21 protein-coding genes are annotated in these 21,989 nt (G+C 71.4%); 10 read left to right on the forward strand and 11 right to left on the reverse strand.

Annotated elements, in window-relative coordinates:
* Positions 1 to 19: 19 nt before the first annotated feature.
* Positions 20 to 817: an inositol-3-phosphate synthase gene (locus ACFWY5_RS00505; RefSeq protein WP_379630153.1), complete on the reverse strand. Its 798-nt coding sequence runs from the start codon at positions 815 to 817 to the stop codon at positions 20 to 22.
* A 107-nt stretch (positions 818 to 924) separates the two neighbouring features.
* Positions 925 to 3,690 carry an AAA family ATPase gene (locus ACFWY5_RS00510; protein WP_379630154.1) on the reverse strand — a complete coding sequence of 922 codons (2,766 nt, stop codon included), beginning with the start codon at positions 3,688 to 3,690 and terminating at the stop codon, positions 925 to 927.
* A 73-nt stretch (positions 3,691 to 3,763) separates the two neighbouring features.
* On the opposite strand from ACFWY5_RS00510, the gene ACFWY5_RS00515 reads away from it, so the two are divergent.
* The 7 genes from ACFWY5_RS00515 to ACFWY5_RS00545 are packed head-to-tail and all read left to right on the forward strand — an operon-like array spanning position 3,764 to position 9,493.
* Entirely contained in the window at positions 3,764 to 4,810 is a 1,047-nt protein-coding gene (locus ACFWY5_RS00515) for an MFS transporter (RefSeq protein WP_379610294.1), read from the forward strand.
* Between the two features lie 30 nt (positions 4,811 to 4,840).
* The gene (locus tag ACFWY5_RS00520; protein ID WP_379610295.1) at positions 4,841 to 5,194 is read left to right on the forward strand and encodes a GntR family transcriptional regulator; all 354 of its coding nucleotides are present in this window, start codon (positions 4,841 to 4,843) and stop codon (positions 5,192 to 5,194) included.
* Positions 5,191 to 6,057, forward strand: coding sequence for an ATP-binding cassette domain-containing protein (locus ACFWY5_RS00525; RefSeq protein WP_379610296.1), 867 nt, complete (start codon positions 5,191 to 5,193; stop codon positions 6,055 to 6,057). Before ACFWY5_RS00520 ends, ACFWY5_RS00525 begins: the two co-directional genes overlap by 4 nt.
* The gene (locus tag ACFWY5_RS00530; protein WP_379630155.1) at positions 6,054 to 6,755 is read left to right on the forward strand and encodes a hypothetical protein; all 702 of its coding nucleotides are present in this window, start codon (positions 6,054 to 6,056) and stop codon (positions 6,753 to 6,755) included. The genes ACFWY5_RS00525 and ACFWY5_RS00530 overlap by 4 nt, the downstream gene beginning before the upstream one ends.
* A 2-nt stretch (positions 6,756 to 6,757) precedes the next feature.
* On the forward strand, positions 6,758 to 7,450 hold the full coding sequence (locus tag ACFWY5_RS00535) for an ABC transporter ATP-binding protein (RefSeq protein ID WP_379610299.1): 693 nt from the start codon (positions 6,758 to 6,760) through the stop codon (positions 7,448 to 7,450).
* Position 7,451: 1 nt separating this feature from the next.
* Positions 7,452 to 8,432 (forward strand): ABC transporter permease subunit, encoded by a 981-nt coding sequence (locus tag ACFWY5_RS00540; RefSeq protein WP_379610300.1) that lies wholly within the window; start codon positions 7,452 to 7,454, stop codon positions 8,430 to 8,432.
* Positions 8,429 to 9,493 carry an ABC transporter permease gene (locus tag ACFWY5_RS00545; protein ID WP_379630156.1) on the forward strand — a complete coding sequence of 355 codons (1,065 nt, stop codon included), beginning with the start codon at positions 8,429 to 8,431 and terminating at the stop codon, positions 9,491 to 9,493. The genes ACFWY5_RS00540 and ACFWY5_RS00545 overlap by 4 nt, the downstream gene beginning before the upstream one ends.
* Here ACFWY5_RS00545 and ACFWY5_RS00550 read toward each other — a convergent pair.
* Positions 9,483 to 10,109, reverse strand: a complete 627-nt coding sequence (locus ACFWY5_RS00550) for a hypothetical protein (protein ID WP_379610463.1) — start codon at positions 10,107 to 10,109, stop codon at positions 9,483 to 9,485. The genes ACFWY5_RS00545 and ACFWY5_RS00550 overlap by 11 nt on opposite strands.
* 20 nt (positions 10,110 to 10,129) lie before the next feature.
* On the opposite strand from ACFWY5_RS00550, the gene ACFWY5_RS00555 reads away from it, so the two are divergent.
* The gene (locus ACFWY5_RS00555) at positions 10,130 to 10,303 is read left to right on the forward strand and encodes a hypothetical protein (RefSeq protein ID WP_379610303.1); all 174 of its coding nucleotides are present in this window, start codon (positions 10,130 to 10,132) and stop codon (positions 10,301 to 10,303) included.
* Here the strand turns inward: ACFWY5_RS00555 and ACFWY5_RS00560 are convergent.
* Positions 10,279 to 11,832: an ABC transporter substrate-binding protein gene (locus ACFWY5_RS00560; RefSeq protein ID WP_379630157.1), complete on the reverse strand. Its 1,554-nt coding sequence runs from the start codon at positions 11,830 to 11,832 to the stop codon at positions 10,279 to 10,281. The two genes, ACFWY5_RS00555 and ACFWY5_RS00560, sit on opposite strands and share 25 nt — an antisense overlap.
* Before the next feature lie 162 nt (positions 11,833 to 11,994).
* Here ACFWY5_RS00560 and ACFWY5_RS00565 point away from each other — a divergent pair, with 162 nt between their 5' ends.
* A complete protein-coding gene (locus ACFWY5_RS00565; protein WP_379610305.1) occupies positions 11,995 to 13,884 on the forward strand; it encodes a nitrate- and nitrite sensing domain-containing protein in 1,890 nt (629 codons plus the stop codon).
* The gene (locus ACFWY5_RS00570) at positions 13,877 to 14,233 is read left to right on the forward strand and encodes a DUF742 domain-containing protein (protein WP_184959987.1); all 357 of its coding nucleotides are present in this window, start codon (positions 13,877 to 13,879) and stop codon (positions 14,231 to 14,233) included. Before ACFWY5_RS00565 ends, ACFWY5_RS00570 begins: the two co-directional genes overlap by 8 nt.
* A gap of 6 nt (positions 14,234 to 14,239) precedes the next feature.
* Here the strand turns inward: ACFWY5_RS00570 and ACFWY5_RS00575 are convergent, their stop codons facing one another.
* From ACFWY5_RS00575 to ACFWY5_RS00605, 7 genes are all read right to left on the reverse strand, one after another.
* A complete protein-coding gene (locus ACFWY5_RS00575) occupies positions 14,240 to 15,106 on the reverse strand; it encodes an ABC transporter ATP-binding protein (RefSeq protein WP_379630158.1) in 867 nt (288 codons plus the stop codon).
* Positions 15,103 to 15,831, reverse strand: coding sequence for an ATP-binding cassette domain-containing protein (locus ACFWY5_RS00580; RefSeq protein WP_379610307.1), 729 nt, complete (start codon positions 15,829 to 15,831; stop codon positions 15,103 to 15,105). The genes ACFWY5_RS00575 and ACFWY5_RS00580 overlap by 4 nt, the downstream gene beginning before the upstream one ends.
* Positions 15,828 to 16,673, reverse strand: coding sequence for an ABC transporter permease (locus tag ACFWY5_RS00585; protein ID WP_379610308.1), 846 nt, complete (start codon positions 16,671 to 16,673; stop codon positions 15,828 to 15,830). Before ACFWY5_RS00585 ends, ACFWY5_RS00580 begins: the two co-directional genes overlap by 4 nt.
* Entirely contained in the window at positions 16,670 to 17,686 is a 1,017-nt protein-coding gene (locus tag ACFWY5_RS00590; protein WP_379630159.1) for an ABC transporter permease, read from the reverse strand. The genes ACFWY5_RS00585 and ACFWY5_RS00590 overlap by 4 nt, the downstream gene beginning before the upstream one ends.
* Complete coding sequence (locus ACFWY5_RS00595) at positions 17,686 to 19,293, reverse strand: ABC transporter substrate-binding protein (protein ID WP_379630160.1); 1,608 nt, start codon at positions 19,291 to 19,293, stop codon at positions 17,686 to 17,688. Before ACFWY5_RS00595 ends, ACFWY5_RS00590 begins: the two co-directional genes overlap by 1 nt.
* 77 nt (positions 19,294 to 19,370) lie before the next feature.
* Positions 19,371 to 20,918 carry a hydantoinase/oxoprolinase N-terminal domain-containing protein gene (locus ACFWY5_RS00600; RefSeq protein WP_379630161.1) on the reverse strand — a complete coding sequence of 516 codons (1,548 nt, stop codon included), beginning with the start codon at positions 20,916 to 20,918 and terminating at the stop codon, positions 19,371 to 19,373.
* Complete coding sequence (locus ACFWY5_RS00605; RefSeq protein WP_379610312.1) at positions 20,915 to 21,976, reverse strand: DUF917 domain-containing protein; 1,062 nt, start codon at positions 21,974 to 21,976, stop codon at positions 20,915 to 20,917. The genes ACFWY5_RS00600 and ACFWY5_RS00605 overlap by 4 nt, the downstream gene beginning before the upstream one ends.
* Between the last annotated feature and the right edge of the window lie 13 nt (positions 21,977 to 21,989).

The following is a 21,989-nucleotide window of genomic DNA, read 5'->3' on the forward strand; positions in this document are numbered from 1 at the left end:
CGTGGGTTGTTTGTGCTGGTCAGGACTTCATGAGGGTGGTGGGTAGGACGCCGCCTGTTCCGGTGTCGAGGGCTGACTTGGCCTGCCGTACCGCCTCAAGGACGTTGCCCGCGGCGCTGGGTGAGTCCTCCACGGTCATCCGCACCTCCACCTCCACCGGCGACCCGCCGAACCCCTCCCCCTCAAGCCGGATGTAGGCGACCTTGCGATCCTCCAGGAACGGGATGTACGCGGCCGAGACATGCGCGGACGCCCCCGCGCCCGTCACCTTCGTCGCGCGTTTGCCGGACAGCCGGGCCGGGTCCTGGAGGTTGAGGAAGTCGGCGTTGCCCCCACCGAGCAGTTGGTAGGCGTCGTGGAGCGCCACACCACCGGAGGTCAGTGCGTCGACGAGCGCACGGTGTACGAGCGTGGCGCCGAACGAGCTCTTCAGATCGTCGCCGATCAGCGGAAGACCGGCAGCGCGGAACCGTTCGGCCCAGGCGGGATCGCGGGCGATCACGGAGGGCATGCAGTTGACGAAGGCGCACCCGGCCAGCAGCGCCGCCCGCGCGTACAGCTCGGTGGTGTGTTGCGCGCCGACCGGGAGGAAGTTGACGAGCACGTCAGTACCACGCAACGCCGCGACGACATCATCCAGAACGGCCTCGCCACGCGCGTCGGGCACCCCGGCCACCGCTTCCCCGGCGAGCAGCCCCTCGGCGACCATCACCCCGGTCGGCGGCACCTCCGCGAAGGCACGGGCGTTGTTGGGCGCCACCCAGATGGCATCCGCGAGATCCAGCCCGACCTTCCCAGGATTCACATCAAAAGCCACGCTGAACGAAATATCCGGCCAGTCATAGAAGACCGCACCCTGGACCAGCGAGGAAGCGCAGTTCCCCACCCCAACCAACCCGACATTAATCACGAAACCCGAGCATGTCAGATCAATCCGCTACGCCGTGCCACCGCCGCCGCCTCCACCCGTGACGACACCGCCAGCTTGGCCATGATGTTCGAGACGTGCACCCCCGACGTACGTGCCGAGATGAACAACCGCTCCGCGATCTGCCGGTTGCTCAACCCCTCCGCCACCAGCCCCAGCACCTCCAGCTCCCGCGCCGTCAGCCCGTGGCCCGCACCCTCGAGATCCACCCGCCCCGCCGCCGCGAACGCCTCCACCTCCCGCCGCAACGGCCCCGCCCCCAGCCGCGCCGCGATCTCCCCCGCCTCCCGCAGCCCTTCGTCCGTCCGCGCCCACCCGCCCTGAGCCTCCCGCGGCCCTTCCCCTGTCCGCGCCCGCCCACCCTGAGCCTTCCGCAGCTGTCCGTCCTGCGCGGCCCGCAGCAAAGCCCACCCCAGCATGTACGGCTGGCCGACCGACCGCCACGCGCCCACGGCCTCCTCCCACGACCCCCCGAGCTCCGCCTCGAACGTCGCCCGGTGCGCCCGCTGCACCCGTCCCACGGTGGCCACGCCGTCCGGCGCCCGGGTCAGCGCCCCGGCCCGAGCCGCGACCACGAGCAACGGCCAGGCGTACCGTCGGCTGAGCCTCAGGTCGTGCGCCTCCAGCACATGCCCGACCAGGCGGCGCACCCGGAGCCGGTCCCCGGCCGCCTCGGCCAGGCGGCATTCGAGCAGATCGGGTTCCAGGCACGAGTCGTACCCACGCGAACGCCCCAGCATCAGCGGCCGGGCCTCGTCCACAACGGCGGCGGCCTCGTCGAGCGCGCCCTCCCAGACCGCGACCGTGCCCAGCACCATGAGCAGCCAGGCGCGGTAGATGGGCGGCGGGTCCAGGGCCAGCGCGACCCCGATCACCTCGCGCGCCTCCCGCCAGCGGCCGAGCGACGACAGCGGCTCGGCGAGGTTGGCGGCCAGCAGCGCCCCTCGCGACCTGGCCATCCCGGCCTTCTCGGCCCGCTCGATCCCCGCCCTGGCCACGGCCTCGGCCCTGGCGTGCTCCCCGGCCGCTTCCAGTACGTCCGCTTCGCTGGCGTAGGCCATGAGCACACCGTCCTCATCCACCACCCCCGCCCCGGCATCCGAGACACGCCCAGCGACCAAGAACCCGGAGGGCACGGAGGACGGGGGCTCGAAGGGCGAGGACGGCGAGGAGGACGAGGCGGCCGGAGGCGTGGAGGACGGCGCGGAAGATGTGCGGGCTTGGGTGTAGAGGGTGGTGGCGGTGGTCAGGTCGCCGTCCAGGGCGGTCAGGGCGGCGAGGGTGGTGAGGGAGCGGGTGTCGCCCAGGCGGAGGGCCTGCTCGGCGTGCCTTCTGGCCTCGGTGTCCTGGCCGTTCCAGGCCAGGGTGGTGGCCAGGGCGCCGAGGAGGCGGGCGTCGTCGGGCGCCAGCCGTACCGCCTCGTGAAGGTCGGACAGGCCGTCTTCGCCGAGCTGATCGCGGACGGTCACCCGGAGCTCCAGCAGGCGCGCCCGCCGTGTGCCGGTGACCTCGGACAGAGCGGATGTGGTCAGGTCCTCGGCTCGCCGGGCCTCGCCCGCGTGCAGGGCGTCGCGAGCGGCCAGCTCCAGGACTCGGGCGTGGTCGAGGCCGGGTGGGGGCTCGGCTGAGGGCCACAGGTCGAGCACCAGGTCCCAGCGCCGTCCCGCCACCGCCGCCGCGAACGCCCGCTCCGGCTCCCCCGCCGCCCGCCAATGCTCCGCCGCCCCGGAAGCCGCCCCAGAAGCCGCCCCAGAAGCCGCCCCAGAAGCCGCCTCAGAAGCCGCCCCAGAAGCCGCCTCAGACCCGGAAGCCGCCCCACCGGACAACGCCTCAAGAGCGGCGGCGACCCGGGCATGCAGCCGCTTACGCTCCCCGGGCAACAACTCGTCGTACGCCGCGTCCCGTATCAAAGCATGCCGGAACCGATACCCGTCACCATCCACCAGCAACAACCGCGCCCGCACCAAAGGCCGCAACGCCTCGTCCAGCGCCAGCTCCCCCACCCCGGCCGCCGCCACCAACACCGGATGATCAACCCGCCGCCCGGCCACGGCGGCCACCCGCAGCACCTCACGGCAGGGCGAGGGAAGCTTGTCGGCCGCCCCCAGCAGCACGTCACGCAGCGAGTCCGGCACAGCGGTCCCACAGTCGGCGAGGGCCTCGGCGAACAGCGGGTTCCCCTCACTCCTGGCCATGATCACATCAAGCCCGGCCCCCGGCCGTGACCCGACCAGCCGCGCCACCTCATCCCGCCCCAAAGGCGGCAACCACAACGTCCGCACCTCAGGCAGCCGCACAACGGTCCGCGAGGTGGCGACCACCATCACCCCGCCCCGGGTCAGATTCCGCAGAAGAAAGGCGAGCAGATCAAGGCTGGCCTGATCAGCCCAGTGGAGGTCGTCGAGGACGAGCACCAGCGGCCCGGCCCTCTCCACGACCTGCAGCGCCTCCTCGAACAACCGCGCCCGCCCGAGATCCACGGCGGGCACCCCCAGCTCGGGCAACAACCGAGCCAGCTCTCCGGGCCCGAAGGGCGCGCCGAGCTCCCTGACCAGCCGCCGCAGCACCGGCACGAACACCGAGTACGGCAGCCCACCGGGGTCCCCGCCGCCCGTCACCACGCGGGCGTCCACCCGCCCGGCGAACTCCGCGGCCAGCCGGGTCTTCCCCATCCCCGCCTCACCGACGACGAGTACGGCGGAGGGCGTGTGGGCCCAAGCCTCGGCGAGCGCCGCCAGTTCCGCATCCCTGCCTACGAACACGTACGCAGCCTAAAGAGTCATTTACGCATCCTTCCGGATCCGCGAAGAAGGCCAGGCTGGCACCGTCACCCCCATGAACCGCCTCATGCTCGCCTCAGCCACCGGCCTCCTGGGCTTCTACCTGCTGTTCTCCGCCGTCCCCGCCTATCTGGGCGACGGCATGTCGGCCGGCCTGGCCACCGGCGCGCTCATGCTGGGCACCGTTCTGCTGGAGCTCGCCGTCCCCTGGCTCCTCAGCCGGTACGGCTACCGCCGCGTCCTGTCCGCCGGCCTGCTTCTCCTGGGCCCGCCCTCGTTCGCCCTGCCGGTCCACGAACTGGTCCTGCCGATCTCCCTGCTCCGCGGTGCCGGCCTGGGCATCGTCGTGGTGGCGGGCACCGCGCTGGTGGCCGAGCTGGTCCCGGCCGAACGCCGCAGCGAGGGCCTCGGCCTGTACGGCGTCGCCGTGGGCGTCCCGTCGATCATCGGCCTGCCCCTGGGCCTGTGGGCCGGCGACCACCTGGGCTTCGTGCCCATCTTCGTCGTGGCAGGCCTGGTCCCGCTGGCGGGCCTGGCCGCGGCGAGGGGGCTACCGGACCTGAAGCCGGCCCCGCGGCAGCACCAGAAGAGCGGCGGCCTGGCGGCGCCGATCGCCGTCTTCGGCGCCGTCGCGCTGGCCGCGGGCGTGGCCATCACCTTCCTGCCCCTGGCCACCTCCCCGAAGCTCGCCTCGGCGGCGCTGCTTGCGCAGTCGATCCTGACCCCGGCCGCCCGCTGGTGGGCGGGCCGCCACGCGGGGGCGCGCTGGCTGGCCCCGTCGGTTCTGGCCGCGGCCGCGGGCATCGGCCTGCTGTTCTGGTCGGCGGAGCCGGTGGCGGTGGTGGCGGGGATGGCGTTGTTCGGCGCCGGGTTCGGGGTGGCGCAGAACCTGACGCTGACGCTGATGTTCGAGCGCGGCGAGGCAGGGCGGGTGAGCGCGCTGTGGAACCTCGCCTTCGACGCCGGCATGGGCGTGGGCGCCCTGGGCCTGGGCGTGGTGATGGGCGTGACCGGCTACCCGCTGGGTTTCGCGCTCGTGGCCGTGGTGGTTCTGGCGGCTCTTCCGTTGACCGGGAACCGCAAGCCTTCTATGGTTCGTTAGTGGAGTAATGAACCACAGAAGCAGGTGTCCATGTTCGACGACCGGAGCCCCATCTACCGGCAGATCGCCGAGCGCATCAAAGCCGATGTGCTCAGCGAGGCGTTGAAGGGCGACGAGCAGGTGATGTCGACCAACCAGTACGCCGCCTTCTACCGGATCAACCCGGCCACCGCCGCCAAGGCGTTCCAGCAGCTCGTCGACGAAGGCGTGCTCTACAAAAAGCGAGGTATCGGCATGTTCGTCAGCCCGGACGCCCGGGACGCGCTGAGGGCCGGCCGGAGGGAGGGCTTCTTCACCGACGTGGTCGACCCCATGGTGAAGGAGGCCAAGGCCATCGGCATCTCCCTCGATGACGTGATCGAGCGGATCAAGGGGGAAATGTGAGGATCGAAGCCCGGGACCTGGTGCTGCGCTATGGCGAGGTCACCGCGCTCGACCGGCTGACGTTCGAGCTGGAGGGCGGCAAGATCTACGGCCTGCTGGGCCGTAACGGCTCCGGCAAGACGAGCCTGATGTCGGTGCTGTCCGCCTTCCGCAGGCAGTCGGCGGGCACCGTCCTGCTGGACGGCGCCCCGGTGTGGGAGAACCCCGCCGTGACCGGCGCCGTCAGCCTGATCCGCGACGCCGGCGAGAGCGTCGACCTCGGCACCGCCGCCGACGCGCTCTACTTCGCCGAATGGCTCCGCCCCACCTGGGACGCCGCCTACGCCAAGGAGCTGATGGAGCTGTTCGGGCTGCGGCCGAAGACGAGGGTCAAGGCCATGTCGAAGGGCCAGCGCTCGGCGATGGGCGTGGTGGTCGGGCTGGCCTCGCGGGCGCCGCTGACCATGTTCGACGAGTCGTATCTGGGCATGGACGCGCCCTCCCGGCAGGCCTTCTACGACGCGCTGCTGGCCGACTACATGGCCCATCCGCGCACGATCATCCTGTCCACCCACCTCATCGAGGAGGTCAGCCCGATGTTCGAGGAGGTCGTCATCATCGACCGCGGGCGCCTCATCGTGCACGAGGAGACCGAGCGCCTGCTGGCCCGCGGCCACGCCGTCACCGGGGCGGCCGCCGCCGTGGACGAGTTCGTGGCCGGGCTGACCGTCCTCGGCGAGAAGGTGCTCGGGCCGACGAAGTCCGCGATGGTCTACGGCGAGCTCGACGCCGCCCACCGCCGCAAGGCCGCGGAGGCGGGGCTCGCGCTCGGGCCGATCGCCATGCAGGAGCTGTTCATCCATCTGACGGGAGGCCCCAAGTGAGGTTCCCCACGCGGCTGCTGGCCGCCAACCTGTGGGTCGCCTTCTTCGCCTGGGCCGCGTACCTGGTCGCCGTGATCGGGATCACCCTGGCCATCCACTTCTTCGGCAACCTCACGCAGAGCGTGTGGGAGCAGGCCGGTCAGCTGCCGCGCTGGGTGGTGCTGTTCGTCGGGGTGGCGATGGTGCGCCAGTTCCTGCCGCTGTTCATCGCCAGCGGGCAGACCAGGCGGCAGTTCGGCTTCATGGCGGCGATCACCACGGCGCTCTACACGCCGTTCGTGGCCCTGCTGATGACCGCCGGATTCCTGGTCGAACGGATGCTCTACATGATCATCGAGCGGCCTCAGTCGCTGGAGCGGGCCCACCTGTTCACCGACGTGACGCAGGTGCCGCTGGTCTTCCTTGAGCACACCGTGGAGTTCATGGCCTGGATCACCGCGGGCATGTTCGTGGGCGCCGGCTTCTACCGCTGGCAGGCGGGCGGCCTGCTGACCATCCCGGTCGGCGTCGGGCTGGTCGTGCTAGGGCTGAGCGCCGTCGGCGCCCGGTTCGGGGTGCCGATGAGCGGCTTCTCGTTCGGCTTCCGGATTCAGTCCGGGCCGGTGCTGACGCTGGTGATGGGGCTGGCCACGTTCGCGCTCGGGCTGCTACTGACCTGGTCGGTGATCAGGGACACACCACTGAGGAACGGGGGTTAGTCATGGCGGTGTTAACCGTCGAGGGACTGCGCAAGAGCTATCGCGATCTGGTGGCCGTGGACGGGCTCGGCTTCGCCGTACGGGAAGGAGAGACCTACGGCCTGCTCGGGCCGAACGGCGCGGGCAAGAGCACGGCGATCTCCATGATCGTCGGCATCCTCTCCCCTGACGCGGGCAGCGTGAGCGCGCCGCCCAAGGCGCGCGTCGGCTACGTCCCGCAGGAGCTGGCCGTCTATCCGGACCTGACCGCGCGGGAGAACCTCCGCTTCTTCAGCGGCATGTACGGCATGCGCCGCGCCGAAGCCAAGTCCAGAACCGCCGAGATCCTGCGGCTGGTCGGCCTGTCCGACCGGGCGGACGAGGCGGTCGCCAAGTACTCGGGTGGCATGCAGCGCCGCCTCAACATCGCCGTCGGCCTGCTCAACCGCCCCAGCCTGCTCGTCCTCGACGAGCCCACGGCCGGCGTCGACCCGCAGAGCCGCAACGCCATCCTCGACAGCGTCCAGCGGATGACCGGCGAGGGCCTCGCGGTCCTGTACACCACGCACTACATGGAGGAGGCCCAGCGCCTCTGCGACCGCGTCGGCATCATCGACCACGGCCGCCTGCTGGCCGAGGGCACCCCCGCCGAGCTGGGCGAACCCGACCTGGAAGCGGCCTTCCTGCGCCTGACCGGCCGCGAGCTGAGGGACTGACATGCTGCGTATCCTGCTCAAGGACCTGCGCCGCCGCTCGCGCGACAGCATGCTGCTGGTCTTCGGGGTGGTGCTCCCGCTGGGCATGGCGTTCGTGTTCGGCGTGGCCCTGTCCGGCGGCTCCCAGCCCCCCGGCCGGTACGGCGTGGCGGGCCCGTCGGCCGCCGAGTTCACCCAGCGCACCGGCCTGCCGGACCTCAAGCCCGTAGCCGACACCGCGCAGGCCAGACGGCTGGCCGAGACGAACGAGCTCGACGCCGTCTTCGTGGTCTCCCCCACCGGGATCGAGGTCGTGGGCAGCGTGGACGCGCCGCTGGCCGTCCAGGTGGCCAGGGAGGTGGCCGAGTCGTACGCGCTGCCGGGCAGCCAGAACGTCCAGGTGACGCAGGACGCGACGCTCGGCACCCGCGAGCTCGACACGCGCACCTACCACGCGGCGGGCGCGGCGATGTTCTTCGCGTTCTTCGCGGTGATGCTCAGCGTCACCGGCCTGTTCGAGGAGCGCCGCAACGGCACGCTGGCCCGCCTGCTGTCGATGCCGGTGCCGCGCGCCTCGATCCTGACGGCCAAGCTACTGGTCGGCGTCATCGTCGGCCTGGCCGGAATGGCGCTGCTGGTGGCCGCGACGACCCTGCTGCTCGGCGTGCGCTGGGGGCCGCTCGCCGGGGTGGCCGCGCTGGTCGCGGCGGGCGTGCTGGCCGCGACCGGCCTGATGACCGCCCTGGCCTCCTTCGCCCGTACGGCCGAGCAGGCCGCCAACTGGCAGTCCGCGACGGCAACGGTGCTCGGGCTGCTGGGTGGCTCGTTCTTCCCGGTGGCGCCGGAGCTGAGCATGTTCACTCCTCATCACTGGTTCCTGGAAGGGCTGGCCGAGTTGCGGGGCGGCGCCTCGATCCTGCCCGCGCTGGCCGTCCTGCTCGCGGTCGCCGCGCTCACCTTCCCCGTGGCGGCCGTCCGTGTCGGAAGAATGGTGGCGCCGTGAAGGTCGCGTTGATGGCCGGGCTCAACCTGCGCCGGATGTTCAAGGACCGCACCAACATCTTCTTCGTGCTCGTCGCCCCCTTCCTGCTCATCCTGGTACTCGGCCAGCTCTACGGCGGCGGCCAGCAGCTCAAGCTCGGCGTCGTGGCCGGGCCGGGCGCCCCGTCGGAACGGCTGGCGAGCGCCCTGGCCTCGGGCGGCCGGGTCTCGGTCGAACGGCTGGGCGACGAGGGCACGCTGCGCGAGGCGGTCGAACGCGGGCGGCTGCACGCGGGCCTGGTCATCCCCGCCTCCTACGACAGCGGCGGCGGGACGGTTCACCACCTGGTCCGGGCGACCGACGTCAAGAGCCACGACACCGGCACCTGGATCCGCTCGATCGTCCGCCAGGAGGCGGCGCGCGGGCAGCCGTCGCTGCCGGTCCGGGTCACCGCGGCGGGCACGACGCCGTTCCCCGAGGGGCTGAACGCCTACGCGATCGCGGCGCCCGGCCTGCTGCTCATGTTCACCTTCCTGACCTCGCTGACCGCGGCGCTGGGGCTGGTGGAGTCGCGGGCGATCGGGGTGACCGCGCGGCTGTCGGCCGGGCCCACGCGGCTGCGTACGATCATCGCCGGCGAGGCGGCGGGGCGGATCGCGATCGCGCTGTTCCAGGCGGTGCTGATCATGCTGGGGTCGATGGCGCTGTTCGGGGTCTCGTGGGGCGACCCGGCGGGGGCGCTGGCGGTGCTGCTGGTCTTCTCGCTGGTCGGCGGCGGGGCGGGCATGCTGCTGGGCGCCGCGTTCCGCACGCCGGGGCCGCCGATCTCGCTGGCCATGGTCCTCGGGCTGGGGCTGCCGACGCTGGGCGGCGCGACGATCCCGCTGGAGTCGTTCTCCGAGCCGATGCGGACGCTCGCCTATTTCACGCCGCACGCGTGGGGCTACGACGCCTTCGCCCGGCTCGTCCGGCACGGCGACGGCCTCACGGGCGTGCTGCCGCAGCTCGCCGTGCTCGGCGCCCTCGCCGTCGTGCTGTTCGCCCTGGGCACGTGGCGGCTGCGGCGGGCGCTCAGCGGGTGAGCTCGACGCCGACGGTGATCTCGTTGCCGAGCTTGTGCCCGAGCATGAGGTCGAGCTCGTCGCCGCTCCAGAAGCGGCCCGGGTCGTACCAGTTGGGCCGCTTGCCGCCCGGCAGCAGGCCCATCTCCTCGTAGGTCACCGCCACCACCTCGGCGCAGTAGGCGCTTTCGAGCGTGCGGTCCTTGACCCGGCCGCGCAGCTGGGGGACGCGGCCGCGGGCCCAGCGTCCGGCCAGGCGGGCGGTGGACGGGAACGGCGTGCCGTCCAGCCTGGCCACCGCGCGCAGGGCGGCGTCCTCCATCTCGGGTGTGGCCTGCGGCTCAAGCTGGCGCAGCCAGGCGCGCTGGCCGTAGCGGTCGGCCCAGACCGTCACCGCGTCGCGCAGGTCGTGCAGCTGCACGCCGCGGTGATGGGTGCCCGACCACAGGTCGAGCAGCGACTTGCCCAGCTCCGCGTGCCACATCATCGGCGGCATGTCCTCGGCCACGATCGCCATCCCGACATGGTTGACCGGGCTGTTGGTCATCGTCTGGATGGCGCGGTCGGGGACCGAGCGCCCGCGGAAGATCCACAGATCTCCCGTCCTGGTGACGTTCACAGCCTCATCGAGAGTCAGCACATTGTTAGCCTAAGCACATGCGCTGGTGGAAATGGCTCGGACTTGCCGGAATCGCGGGAGTCGCGGCGACCGGAGTGGTGATCGCGCGGGACGAGCGGCGCCGCCGCGCCTACACGCCCGACGAGATCAGGACGCGCCTGCGCGAGCGGGTGGAAGCGGAGTCCGCTCAGGCCGACGGCCGCAGGTCGTAGACGAAGACCACGTCCGGGTAGGCCGGGTTGTCGTCGTACCCGGCGACGGCGCCCAGGTAGGCCCGCTGGTAGTTGACCACCCAGGGGAAGGCCGCCACCGCCCGCTCGTCCAGCAGCCTGCCGGTGAGCTGCCTGAAGCTCTTCTGGGCGGCCGGGCGGTCGCTCACGTTGAGCACCGGCAGCATGTCGATCATGCTGTCGGCCGCGGGGTCCTTGAGGTAGGTCAGGTTGAAGACCGGCGGGGTGCGGCTGCGGAAGACGTTGCCGAACCACGAGTAGCCGTCGGCGTAGTCGGGCCACCAGTACATGACGAAGATGTCCTGGCCCTGCTTCTTGCCCCGGTCCCACTGGGGGATCCAGGGCATCGGCCGGGCGTCGAGCGTGACGTTGAGCGTGCGCAGCGTCTCGGTCAGCCGCCGGGCGAGCGTGGCCTGGTCGGCGTCGCCCTCGGCGTAGGTGAGCGTGAGCTTGAGCGGCCGGCCGCCGGGGCCGTAGCCCGCCCGCTGCAGCAGTTGCGCGCTCATGGCGAGGTCCTGACGGGGTATCCGCCCGCGCTGATGTCCCGGCAGCCCTTCCGGCACGATCCCGCTCGCCGGTACGGCGGAGCCGTCCAGCGCCCTGATCAGCCCCCGGTAGTCGACCGCCTTCTGCACCGCCTTGCGGAGCCGGACGTCGCGCAGCGGTCCGTCGGCGGTGTTGAACAGCAGCATCGCGGTCTGCAGTGACGGCATGGAGGCGGTCCGCACGCCGGGCGTTCTGGTGGCCCGCGAGTACAGCCGGGGGCTGAGCCGGTTGACGAAGCTGACCTCGCCTCTCTGGAGCAGTTCCCAGCGGCGGCGCGGGTCGGGCACGACGCGGTACTTGACGGTCCGGTAGTGCGGGCGGTCCCATCCGCCCCAGTAGCCGGCGAAGGCCTTGAGCGTGAGCTCGTTCTCCTCGCCCTTGCGCCAGCTCGCGATCGTGTAGGGGCCGGAGCCGGCGTCGGTCCTGCCGTCCTTGACCTGGCCGACGGCGGCGGTGTCGTAGATGTAGGCGGCGTAGGCGGCCGAGGCGGTCAGGTCCAGCGGGGCGGCGTACTTGAGCTGGAAGGTCACGGTCAGCGGGCCCGGGGCCTGGATCGACTCGACCGCGTCCCAGATGTAGGAGGCGCCGGCGCCGGACTTCATCGTCCGCTCGACGGCGGCCTTGACCGCGGCGGCGTCGAGGGGCCTGCCGCTGTGGAACTTCACGCCGGGGCGCAGGGTGAACGTCCAGGTCTTGCCGTCGGAGCTGGCGTTCCAGGCGGTGGCCAGGCGGGGGCCGGCCTTCTTGGTGACCGGGTTCCAGACGGTCAGGGTCTCGTAGATGTTCTGCAGGGCGATGATCTCGTTGGAGTACGAGGTCGCCGGGTCCCAGTCGGTGACGACGTCCAGGTTCTGGGCGTAGACGAAGGCGGCTTCCCCGGGGGGCGCCTGCCGTACCTCAGGAGGGGGCGCCGAGCACGCCGCGATGGTGAGTGCCAGCGCGGCCGCTGCGAGACGACGGCGCATGCATCTCCCCTGTGACCGATGTTGCGCCTGAAACTACTGCAAGATGACGCCACGGATGCCCGAAAGTCCTGAAAAATAGGGAATTCTGGTGATCGAATTGCTATCCTCAAGGCTTGTCCCGTCCGGGGTTTCCAGTTGGGGACCGGCCGGAGTGAGGTGTCAATGACCCGCAGCAGAACGATCCGCATGAAGATCGTCGGTCTGCTGCTGGTTCCGCTCATGTCGATGGTGGTGTTGTGGGGCGTGATCGCCGCGGTGACCGCGGGCGAGAGCCTGGAGCTCAGGGAGTACACCACGCTGTGGTCCAACCTGCGCCATCCCGCCTATCGCCTGATCAGTGAGATCCAGCGCGAACGGCTGGCTTCGACGCGCCTGCTGCGCTCCGGCGGCAGCATGGAGCGTTCGTCGGCCAACGCCCAGCGCGCCCGCACCGACCAGGCGGCCGAGGAGTTCAAGGTCCAGACCGCCAAGTCGAAGGACGCCTCGCCCTCGATCAGCTCCCAGGTCGACCAGGTCCTCATCCAGCTCGGGCGGCTCGACGCGCTCAGGGGCGAGATCGACGCCGGTCTCACCGCGCGCGTACACGCCATCGAGACCTACAGCGCCATGATCGACTCGCTGTTCGGCCTGCACCGGCGGGTCGCCTTCGTCGACGACATCCCGATCTACGAGCAGTCGCGCATCGTGATCGACCTCGGCTACGCCAAGGAACTGCTCACCAGGGAGCAGGCCGTCGCCTCCGGCCCGACCACCGCGCAGGAGCGCCGGATCTTCACCCAGCTCGTCGGCAACCGGCGCTTCCTCGTCGACCAGTCCGTCGCCGAGCTCGACCCGGTCATGCGCGACGCGCAGGTGGCCCTGCTCACCTCGCCGCTCTACCAGCGCATGCGGGTGATGGAGGACCAGATCATCGCCGGGCGCACCCCGGAGGGCTGGGTCGCCACCACCGAGTCGCTGTCGAAGTCGTTCCAGGACTTCCAGATGACCGCCTCGCAGATGCTCACCGCGCGCGCCGCCCCCGTGGCCGACTCGGTGCTGCTGCGCGCGGTCATCCTGGGCGGCACCGGCCTCGCGCTCGTGATCGTGTCCATCGTGATCTCGATGCGCGCGGGAAACCGGCTGTCCAAGGAGCTGGCCACGCTCCGGCTGGCCGCGCTGGAAGTGGCGCAGGACCGGCTGCCCCAGGTCGTCGAGAAGCTGCGCAAGGGCGAGCAGATCGACGTGCCCGAGGTGAAGGTCGCCAGCACCACGACCGAGATCGACGACGTCGGCCAGGCCTTCTCCACCGTGCAGAGCACCGCCGTCGAGGCCGCCGTCGGCCAGGCGCAGCTACGCGAGGGCGTCGGCCACGTCTTCCGCAACCTGGCCAGGCGCAGCCAGACGCTCCTGCACCGCCAGCGCATCCAGCTGGAGGGCATGCAGCACAAGGCCACCGAGCCGGACGCGCTGGACGACCTGTTCCGCCTCGACCACCTCACCACCCGGATGCGCCGCCACGCGGAGGGCCTGATCATCCTGTCCGGCGCGACGCCCGGCCGCGGCTGGAGCAAGCCGGTGCCGCTGCACGACGTGGCCCGCGGCGCCACCGCCGAGGTGGAGGACTACCAGCGGGTGGCGGTCGAGCCGATGCCCAGCCACGCGCTGGCCGGGCCGCTCGTCGGCGACGTCATCCACCTGATCGCCGAGCTCATCGAGAACGCCACGGTGTACTCGCCCCCGCACACCCCGGTGATGGTGCGCGGCGAGGCCGCCGCCCGGGGCTTCGCCATCGAGGTGGAGGACCGGGGGCTCGGCATGAGCCCCGAGGAGCTGGCCGACCTGAACACGCGCCTGGCCAGCCCGCCCGAATTCGACCTTGCCGACAGCGACAGGCTCGGCCTGTTCGTCGTCGCCCGCCTGGCCGCCAGGCATGACATCCGCGTGACGTTGCGCGGTTCACCATATGGAGGGACCACCGCCATCGTGCTGATCCCGGCAGAGCATGTGACGCAGCAGAGCGAGACGCCGGCCGAGCCCACCGCCCGCCCAATCAAGGTGGTGCGCGGTGAGTGACGAGCGCTGGCTCGACGAGGACGCCGGGCCGATCGTGCCCGCGTACCTCCTCACTCGCGGGCGTACCGTCCCCGCGAGCGAGGCCATCGACCTGATCGCGGTGATCATCACCGCCGGGGGCCTCACCCCGCCGATGGGCCTCGGCCCCGAGCACCTGATCATCATGCAGAAGTGCACCAAGCCCACCCGGCTCGTGGACGTGGCCGCCGAGCTGAACCTGCCCATCGGCGTCGTCCGGGTCCTGGTCGGCGACCTGCACGCCCAGCAGCTCGTCCAGGTCGAGCACCCGCCCCCCGCGCCCGACAAGCGGGTCCTGCTGGAGGTGATCAGCGGCCTCAAGGCCCTGTGAGCGGCCTTAGGACCCGGCGAGCACGTCCTCCGCGCGGTGGCAGGCCACCGTGCGGCCCTCCCCCACCGCACGCGTTTCCGGCGCGCGCTCACACTCCGGTACGGCCAGCGGGCAGCGTGACCGGAACGGGCACCCCGTCTCGGCGGGCGGCGCGCTGGTGCCCGCCTGGGGCGGCTGCCCGCCCAGTGTGGGCACGGCGTCCCTGAGCGCCCTGGTGTAGGGGTGGGCAGGGGCGGCGAGCAGCTCCGCGGTCGGTCCTGACTCGACCACCCGCCCGGCGAACAGCACGTGGCTGGTTCTGCACAGCCTGCCCACGACGGCGAGGTTGTGGGTGATCAGCAGGCGTTCGGTGTCCAGCCCGGCCAGCAGGTCGAGCACCTTGGCCTGCACGGTGACGTCCAGGGCGCTGGTGGGCTCGTCGAGGATGAGCAGCTTCGGGCCGACGGCCAGGGCGCGGGCGATGACGACGCGCTGGCGCTGGCCGCCGGACAGCTCGTGGGGGCGGCGGACGGCCAGGGCGGGGTCGAGGCCGACCTGCTCCATGAGCTCGCCGACGCGGTCCCGGTCGGGCAGGCCCTCGGCGATCGAGGCGCCCACGCGCCTGCGGGGGTTGAGCGACTCGGCCTGGAAGACCGGCTGGACGTCGCGCCGGAAGGCCCGCATGTCAGCTTTTTTCAGTTCTTGCGTGCCGTACCAGATGGTGCCCTTCTGGGGCTTCAGGAGGCCGAGGAAGGCGCGGGCGAGCGTGGTCTTGCCGGAGCCGCTCTCGCCGATCAGGCCGACGCCGCCGGTGGTCACGTCCAGGCTCACGTCGTGGACGACGGACTGCCTGCCATACCCCAGCGTGAGGTCTTGCGCGCGCAGGATCGTCACGGCGTGGCCTCCAGCAGGTCGCGGGTGTAGGGGTGGGACGGGTCGGCCAGGACGCGCGCGGCCGGGCCCGACTCCACGACCTCGCCGTCCTTCATGACCAGCACCCGGTCGGCGATGGTGCTGACCAGGGCCAGGTCGTGGGAGACGAGCAGGATGGCCAGGTCGCGCTCGCGCTGCAGGCGGCGCAGGACCGTGATCACCTCGGCCTGCACGGTGACGTCCAGGGCGCTGGTGGGCTCGTCGGCCAGGACGACCTCCGCGCCCAGGGCGATGGCCAGCGCGATCGCGAAGCGCTGGGCCTGGCCGCCGGAGATCTCGTGCGGGTAGCGGCGCAGGATCGCCGGGTCCAGCATGACCGCCCGGACCGCGGCCACCGGGTCGGCGGTGACGCCGTGGAGCTTCAGCGCGCGGCGCATCAGCGTGCCCAGGCGGGTGGTCGGGCTGAGCGCGGCCTGCGGCGACTGCATGACCAACGCGGCGCGGGCGCCTCTGATCGCGCGCAGCTCGCGCGGCGAGGCCGTGCGCACGTCCAGGCCGCAGACGTTGATGCTGCCCGAGACGTCGGCGTTCTCGGTGAGGCCCAGCAGCGACATCAGCGTCGTCGACTTGCCCGAGCCGCTCTCCCCCACGATCGCCACGCACTCGCCCGCGGCCACGTCGAGTTCGGGGACGCGGGCGACGGTCCGCGCGCCGTAGCGGACCTCCAGGTCACGTACCTCGATCATCGCACCACCCTTCTCGGGTCAAGCGCGTTGCGCAGGCCCTCGCCCAGCACGTTGAAGGCGAAGGCGGTCAGCACGATCGCCAGGCCGGGGAAGGTGACGACCCACCAGTTCGTGGTGAACAGGGTCTGGCCCTGCTCGACCATCAGGCCCCACTCCGCGGTCGGCTCGTGCGCGCCGAGGCCCAGGTAGGACAGGGCCGCGGCGGTCAGGATCACGCCACCGGCGTCGAGCGAGACCTGGACGAGCACGGGGGTCAGCGAGTTGGGCAGCACGTGTCGCGCCACGATCAGCGGCGCGGGCACGCCGAGGCAGCGGGCGGCGTCCACGTACGGCCGGTTGGCCACGGAGGCGGCGACCGAGGCGGCCAGCCGCGCGTACCAGGGCCACCAGGTGACCGCGATCGCCACGATCACCGTGGTGACGCTCGGCTGGAGCACCACGGCCAGCGCCAGCGACAGCAGCAGCGCGGGGAAGGCCAGGAAGATGTCGGTGATCCGCATGATCACGTCGCGCAGCCAGCCGCCCGCGTAACCCGCGATCATGCCCAGGCTAACGCCGACCAGCGCGGAGGCGGCCAGCACGGCCACGGCGATGCCCAGCGAGGTACGCCCGCCGTACAGCACGCGGGTGAACACGTCGCGGCCCACCTGGTCGGTGCCGAACCAGTGCTCGCCGCTCGGCGGCAGCAGCGCCTCCAGCGGTTTGGGTTCGTCCACCGGGTACGGCGCCAGCCACGGCGCGAAGAGCGCGGCCAGCACGACCAGGACGATGAGCACGGCCCCGGCGGCGGCGAACCGGTCGGGCATCCTGGGCAGTGTCCTGCGCAGTTCCGCGGCCTTCATCGGGCCCTCGCCCTCGGGTCCACGACGCCCTGCAGGAGGTCGACGGCCAGGTTGCTCAGCACGTACACGATCGCGATCATCAGTGTGATCCCGGCGATGGCCGGGGTGTCGAGCGAGCGGATCGAGTCGACCGCGTAGCGGCCGAGGCCGGGCCAGTTGAAGACCGCCTCGACCAGGAAGCCGTTGACCATGGCGTAGGCGAAGACCAGGGCGATCAGCGACAGGACGGGGTTGAGCGCGGCCCGCAGCGCGAACCTGGTGAGGATCTTGGACTCGGAGAAGCCCAGGGCGCGCTCCAGCCTGGCGTGGTCCTGGCCCGCCTCCTCGATCAGCGCCGCGCGGGTGAGCTGGGCGATCACGCCGGCCGGGTAGGCCGCCACCACGAGGGCGGGCAGGACGAGGTGCTGCAGCGTGCTGGTGAAGATGGGCCAGTTGCCGGTGATGAGCGCGTCCACGATCGTGATGTTGGTCCAGAGGGTGAGCGGGCTGGTGGTGTCCAGGCTCCCGTCGTACTCGCCGGCCACGGGGAACCAGCCGAGGTTGCTGGCGAAGACCGTCTGTACGGCCAGGGCCAGCCAGAAGACGGGGACGGAGACGGCCAGCATGGAGCCGACGCGTACCCCCAGGTCCGGAAATCTCGTCTTGTAGCGGGCGGCGAGCACGCCGATCGGGATGCCCAGCGCGATGGCCAGGATCAGCGCCGTCCCCACCAGCTCCAGCGAGGCGGGGAAGGCCGTCATCAGGTCGTCGCGGACCGGTCGCCTGGTGTGCAGGCTGGTGCCCCAGTCGCCGGTCACCAGGTCACGCACGTAGTTCCACAGCTGGACCGGCACCGGGTCGTCCAGCCCGAAGCGCGCCCGCGCCGCCGCCAGTTCCTCCGGCGAGGCCTTCGGCCCCGCGAAGGCCACCGCCGGATCGCCCGGCACCAGCCGCATGATCACGAAGGTGAGCGTGACCACGCCGGCCACGACCAGGAGAGCCTGGCCGAGCCGGCGGAGCAGGTAACGCCACATCAGCGTGACAGGTTGTAGAAGAACACCACGTTCGGGTAGGCCGGGTTGTCGACGTAGCCCTTCACGTCGGCGGTGAGCGCGCGCTGATAGGTCTGCACGTACGGCACCGCCACCGCGGCCTTCTCCTGGATGATCTTCTTCTGCAGCTCGGAGTAGACCTGGTCGGCCTTGAGCTGGTCGGTGGCGGTCAGCTCGGGCAGTGAGTCGATCGCCTTGTCGATCTCGGCGTCCTTCAGGTACGACAGGTTGAACTCAGGCTGGTCCTTGCTGCGGAAGACGTTGAGGAACCAGCTGTAGGCGTCGGCGTAGTCCGGGTACCAGTACATGACGAAGACGTCCTGGCCCTTCTTCTTGCCCAGGTCCCACTGCGCCTCCCAGGCCATCGGCTTGGCCTCGACGGCGACGTTGACGTTCTTCAGCGCCGAGCTCAGCAGCGTGACCAGGAGCTTCTGGTCGTCGTCGCCCTGGGCGTAGGTCAGCTTGAGCTTCAGCTCCTCGTTGTCGGGACCGTAACCGGCCGACTGCAGCAGCTCCTGCGCCTTGCCCAGGTCCTGCTTGGCCTCCAGGCCGGAGACGTGGCCGAGAAGCCCCTGCGGGACCAGGCCGCTGCTCTTGGTGCCCGCGCCCTTGAGCGCCGCGGCCAGGCCGTCGTAGTCGATGGCCAGCTGCAGGGCCTGCCGTACCGCGGCGGACTTGGTGGGGCCCGACTCGGTGTTGAACAACACCAGCAGGTTCTGGAACGACGGCGTCTGCTTCACCTGGACGCCCTGCGTCATCCCGGCCTGCTCGAACAACTGCGGGTTGAGCCGCTGCACGTAGTTGACCTCGCCCCGCTGCAGCAGTTGCCAGGCGGTGGTGAGCTGCGGGGTGACCCGGAAGGCGACCTTCTTGTACTGGTCGGGCTTCCACCCGCCCCAGTAGCCCTCGTACGCCTTCAGCGTGAGCTCGGTCTCCTTGCCCTTCTGCCACTGGTCGATCGTGTACGGGCCGGTGCCGCCGTCCTTCTTGCCGTCCTTGTCCACGCCGTCCACGTCGTAGATGTAGGCGGCGTACCCGGCGGAGGCGACGAGGTCGAGCGGCGTGGCGTACTTGAGCGTGAACTTCAGCGTGGCCGGATCGACGGCCTCGATGGTGTCGACGGCGCTCCAGATGTAGGCGGGGCCGCCGTTCATCTTGATCGTACGCTCGATGGCCTTCTTGGCCGCCTCCGCGTCCATGGGCTTGCCGGTGTGGAACTTCACGCCCTGACGGAGCTTGAAGGTCCACTCCTTGCCGTCCTTGGCCGACGTCCACTCGGTCGCCAGGCGCGGCTCCGGCTTCTTCGTCTCGGCGTTGTACCTGGTCAGGCCCTCGTAGATGTTGGACATGGCGACGATCTCGTTGGAGTACGAGGTGGCCGGGTCCCAGTCGGTGACCACGCCCAGGTTGGGCGAGTAGACGAAGGTGGCGTCGTTCTGCTTGGGCGCGGCCCCGCCGGTGGCGGCGGCCGACTCGCTGGGCCCCGGCGTCCCGCCGGCTCCGCGCACCTGTCCGCCCGCGCAGGCGGAGGCGGTCAGAGCGACGGCGCCGGCGACCCCGGCGACGGCCAGTCGCTTGTGCCAGTGCATATATGGGGTCCTTTCAATGGGTTTCGTCCGGCTTCAGCCGCGGCAAGATCGTAGCGACGAACGTCCGCCGTTGGGCGTCAATTCGATAGCGGACCTGCGGCCTTTACATGAAGGCGCACCGCCGGCTCCGCCAGATAGCTCAGCGGAACCTCGTGCACATCCACCAGTTCAACACGTGCGGGATCGGCCCCCGCCTGTACGGCTTTCGCCGCCGCCTCCTCCTTGGCCCGCTCGATGGCGCGCCCGCGGCCGGCGCCCGCCGGCACGATCGTGTCCACCCGGCCACTGGCCAGCGCGATCGCGGCGCCGACTGCGTTGGCCACCTCGGCGTGCTCGGGCCTGATCACCTGGCTGACACCGGGGATCCGCCCGGCCAGCAGGAACGCGCCGCCGCCCACCGCGACCAGCGGGCGGTCGGCCCGGCCCAGTGACATGCGGTCCACGGCGTCGGCCACCATCTCGTCGGCTATGACCAGGCTATCTGCCAGCATGTCCGCCGCGGCCGCGTGCTCGTCCAGCGCCGAACGCCACTCGCGCGGCGCGCCTGGCATCCGCCCGGCCTGCACGCCCGCATCGGTCATGGTGGGCACCGTACCGCCGAAGACCAGCGCGGACTCCGCCAGCCGGTACCCCACCGAGTCCGGGCCGATCGCACCGGGGCGCAGCCGGGTCCCGCCGCCCATCGCGATGGCCAGGATGTCGGGCATGCGGAAGTTGGTGAGAACGCCGCCGATCTCCACCGCCGCGGCCGACTCCCTGGGAAAGCCGCCCATGAGCACGCCCAGGTCGGTGGAGGTGCCGCCGACGTCGGCCACGATCGCGTCCTTCACCCCCGACAGGAACGCCGCGCCGCGCAGCGAGTTGGCCGGTCCCGAGCCGATCGTGGAGACGGGCAGGCGGGCGGCGTACTCCACCGTCATCAGCGTGCCGTCGTTCTGCGCCAGGTACGGCCGCGCCGTCAGGCTCCGCTCGGCCAGGGCCTCCACCAGCGCCCGGGTGACCGCGGCGGCCACGCCGTACAGGGCGGCGTTGAGCACGGTCGCGTTCTCGCGCTCCAGGAGCCCGAGCGAGCCGATCTCGTGGCTGAGGCTGACCGGCAGGCCGTACTCGCGCTCGACGAGTTCGCCGACGAGGCGCTCGTGCTCGGCGTCGGCCGGGCTGAACACGCCCGACACCGCCACCGCGTCGGCTTTGACGCCGTCCAGGAAGCGGCGGACGGCGTCCAGGTCGAGCGGGCTGATCGGGCGGCCGTCCACGTAGTGGCCGCCGGGCAGGATCGCCTCGCCCGCCGAGACCGCGGCGCGCAGGTCGGCGGGCCAGTCCGACAGCGGCGGCACGGACGTGGTCGCGGGCGCGCCCAGCCGCACCACCGCGACCCTGCCGAGGTTGCGGCGCTCCAGGATCGCGTTGGTGGCGTGGGTGGTGCCCAGCATGACCCTGCCGACCCGGTCCGCGGGGGCGGTGCGGGCCAGGTCGGTCAGGACGGCGTCCAGGGCGGCGCGCAGGCCGCCGGTGACGTCGGCCGTGGTGGCGCGCTTGGCCTTGGCCACCACCCGGTCGGCCGCGTCGAGCACCACCGCGTCCGTGTTGGTGCCGCCGACGTCGATTCCGATGCGCAACGTCATGCGAGCTCCTCCACGGGCACGTAGTCCAGGTCGTAGCCGAACGCGGCCGGGCCGGCGGTCTCCAGGCCCTTCTCGGTCCGCCAGAGCGGGTCGCAGGCCCAGGCGAGCACGGTGACACGCTGGCCGTAACGCAGCGACTCGGTCTGGACGGCGATCGCGGTCTCGGTGTCCACGACCGTGATCAGGTCGGGGACGATCGCGCGGACCCGGCCGTCCTCCAGCGCGACCAGGTTCTCGTTCTGGAGTTCCAGGGTGAGCGTGCGGCCCCGGTCGGCGCCGGTGCCCTCGATCACGGCCGAGCCTCTGACGAAGCCGCCCGAGGTACGGCGTTCGACGTCGGTGAGCTTGCCGGTGATCAGGCGGCGCGCGCCCAGTTCGTCCTGGAGGGCGCGGAGCGGGTCTGCGGTGTGCTCGGTGGCCCTGCCCACGGCTATCGCGCGGGTGACCGTACCCTCGATGACCGCGCCGCGCGCCTGTCCGGCGGACAGCACGTAGTCGGCCATCAGCGCGCTCGACCCGGCGGCCACGCAGACGGCGCGGGCCAGCCGTTCCGACCACAAACCGTCCACGGGCCTGATGGTCACGATGTTTCCCGCCACGTCCGACATGATCACCAGGTCGGCCGGGAGCCCGGCCACGTACATGGAGACCATCTGGACCTCGGGAAACGCCCGTCCCATGCCGTCGGCGTCGAGCAGGGGCAGCCCGAGCTGGGCCGCCCAGGCGACCGGCGCCACCCCGTTGCCGCCGCCGATCTCCGAGGACATCACCGCGGCCGGAGCGCGGCCGAAGATGCGCTCCACCTCCTCGGCGATCCGCTTCGGCTCGTCCACGCTGTGGATCATCTCGTGGCTGACCGTCGGCGCGCCGATCCCGGACAGCGGAAGGATCAGGGCGTCCTCCGGCAGATCGGCGAGCCCGATGAGCGGAACCCCGCCGTACGCCTGGATCGCCCGCCGCGCAGCTAACGAACCGGTGCGTACGTCTCCGCCGCCTCCGGTGCCCAGCACCGCGCAGCCCCTCGCGAGAGCAGGGATGTCATCCTCTTTGATCAGCACACAAGCCACCGTA

It is taken from the genome of Nonomuraea sp. NPDC059007 (genome assembly GCF_042740555.1).
Lineage (GTDB): Bacteria > Actinomycetota > Actinomycetes > Streptosporangiales > Streptosporangiaceae > Nonomuraea.

Bases quoted from the DNA above. Each gene is read 5' to 3' on its own strand.
- ACFWY5_RS00535 (WP_379610299.1), top strand. From the start codon at position 6,758: ATGGCGGTGTTAACCGTCGAGGGACTGCGCAAGAGCTATCGCGATCTG.
- ACFWY5_RS00590 (WP_379630159.1), bottom strand. From the start codon at position 17,686: ATGTGGCGTTACCTGCTCCGCCGGCTCGGCCAGGCTCTCCTGGTCGTG.
- ACFWY5_RS00580 (WP_379610307.1), bottom strand. From the start codon at position 15,831: ATGATCGAGGTACGTGACCTGGAGGTCCGCTACGGCGCGCGGACCGTC.
- ACFWY5_RS00520 (WP_379610295.1), top strand. From the start codon at position 4,841: ATGTTCGACGACCGGAGCCCCATCTACCGGCAGATCGCCGAGCGCATC.
- ACFWY5_RS00585 (WP_379610308.1), bottom strand. From the start codon at position 16,673: ATGAAGGCCGCGGAACTGCGCAGGACACTGCCCAGGATGCCCGACCGG.
- ACFWY5_RS00600 (WP_379630161.1), bottom strand. From the start codon at position 20,918: ATGACGTTGCGCATCGGAATCGACGTCGGCGGCACCAACACGGACGCG.
- ACFWY5_RS00565 (WP_379610305.1), top strand. From the start codon at position 11,995: ATGACCCGCAGCAGAACGATCCGCATGAAGATCGTCGGTCTGCTGCTG.
- ACFWY5_RS00560 (WP_379630157.1), bottom strand. From the start codon at position 11,832: ATGCGCCGTCGTCTCGCAGCGGCCGCGCTGGCACTCACCATCGCGGCG.
- ACFWY5_RS00595 (WP_379630160.1), bottom strand. From the start codon at position 19,293: ATGCACTGGCACAAGCGACTGGCCGTCGCCGGGGTCGCCGGCGCCGTC.
- ACFWY5_RS00540 (WP_379610300.1), top strand. From the start codon at position 7,452: ATGCTGCGTATCCTGCTCAAGGACCTGCGCCGCCGCTCGCGCGACAGC.
- ACFWY5_RS00555 (WP_379610303.1), top strand. From the start codon at position 10,130: ATGCGCTGGTGGAAATGGCTCGGACTTGCCGGAATCGCGGGAGTCGCG.
- ACFWY5_RS00515 (WP_379610294.1), top strand. From the start codon at position 3,764: ATGAACCGCCTCATGCTCGCCTCAGCCACCGGCCTCCTGGGCTTCTAC.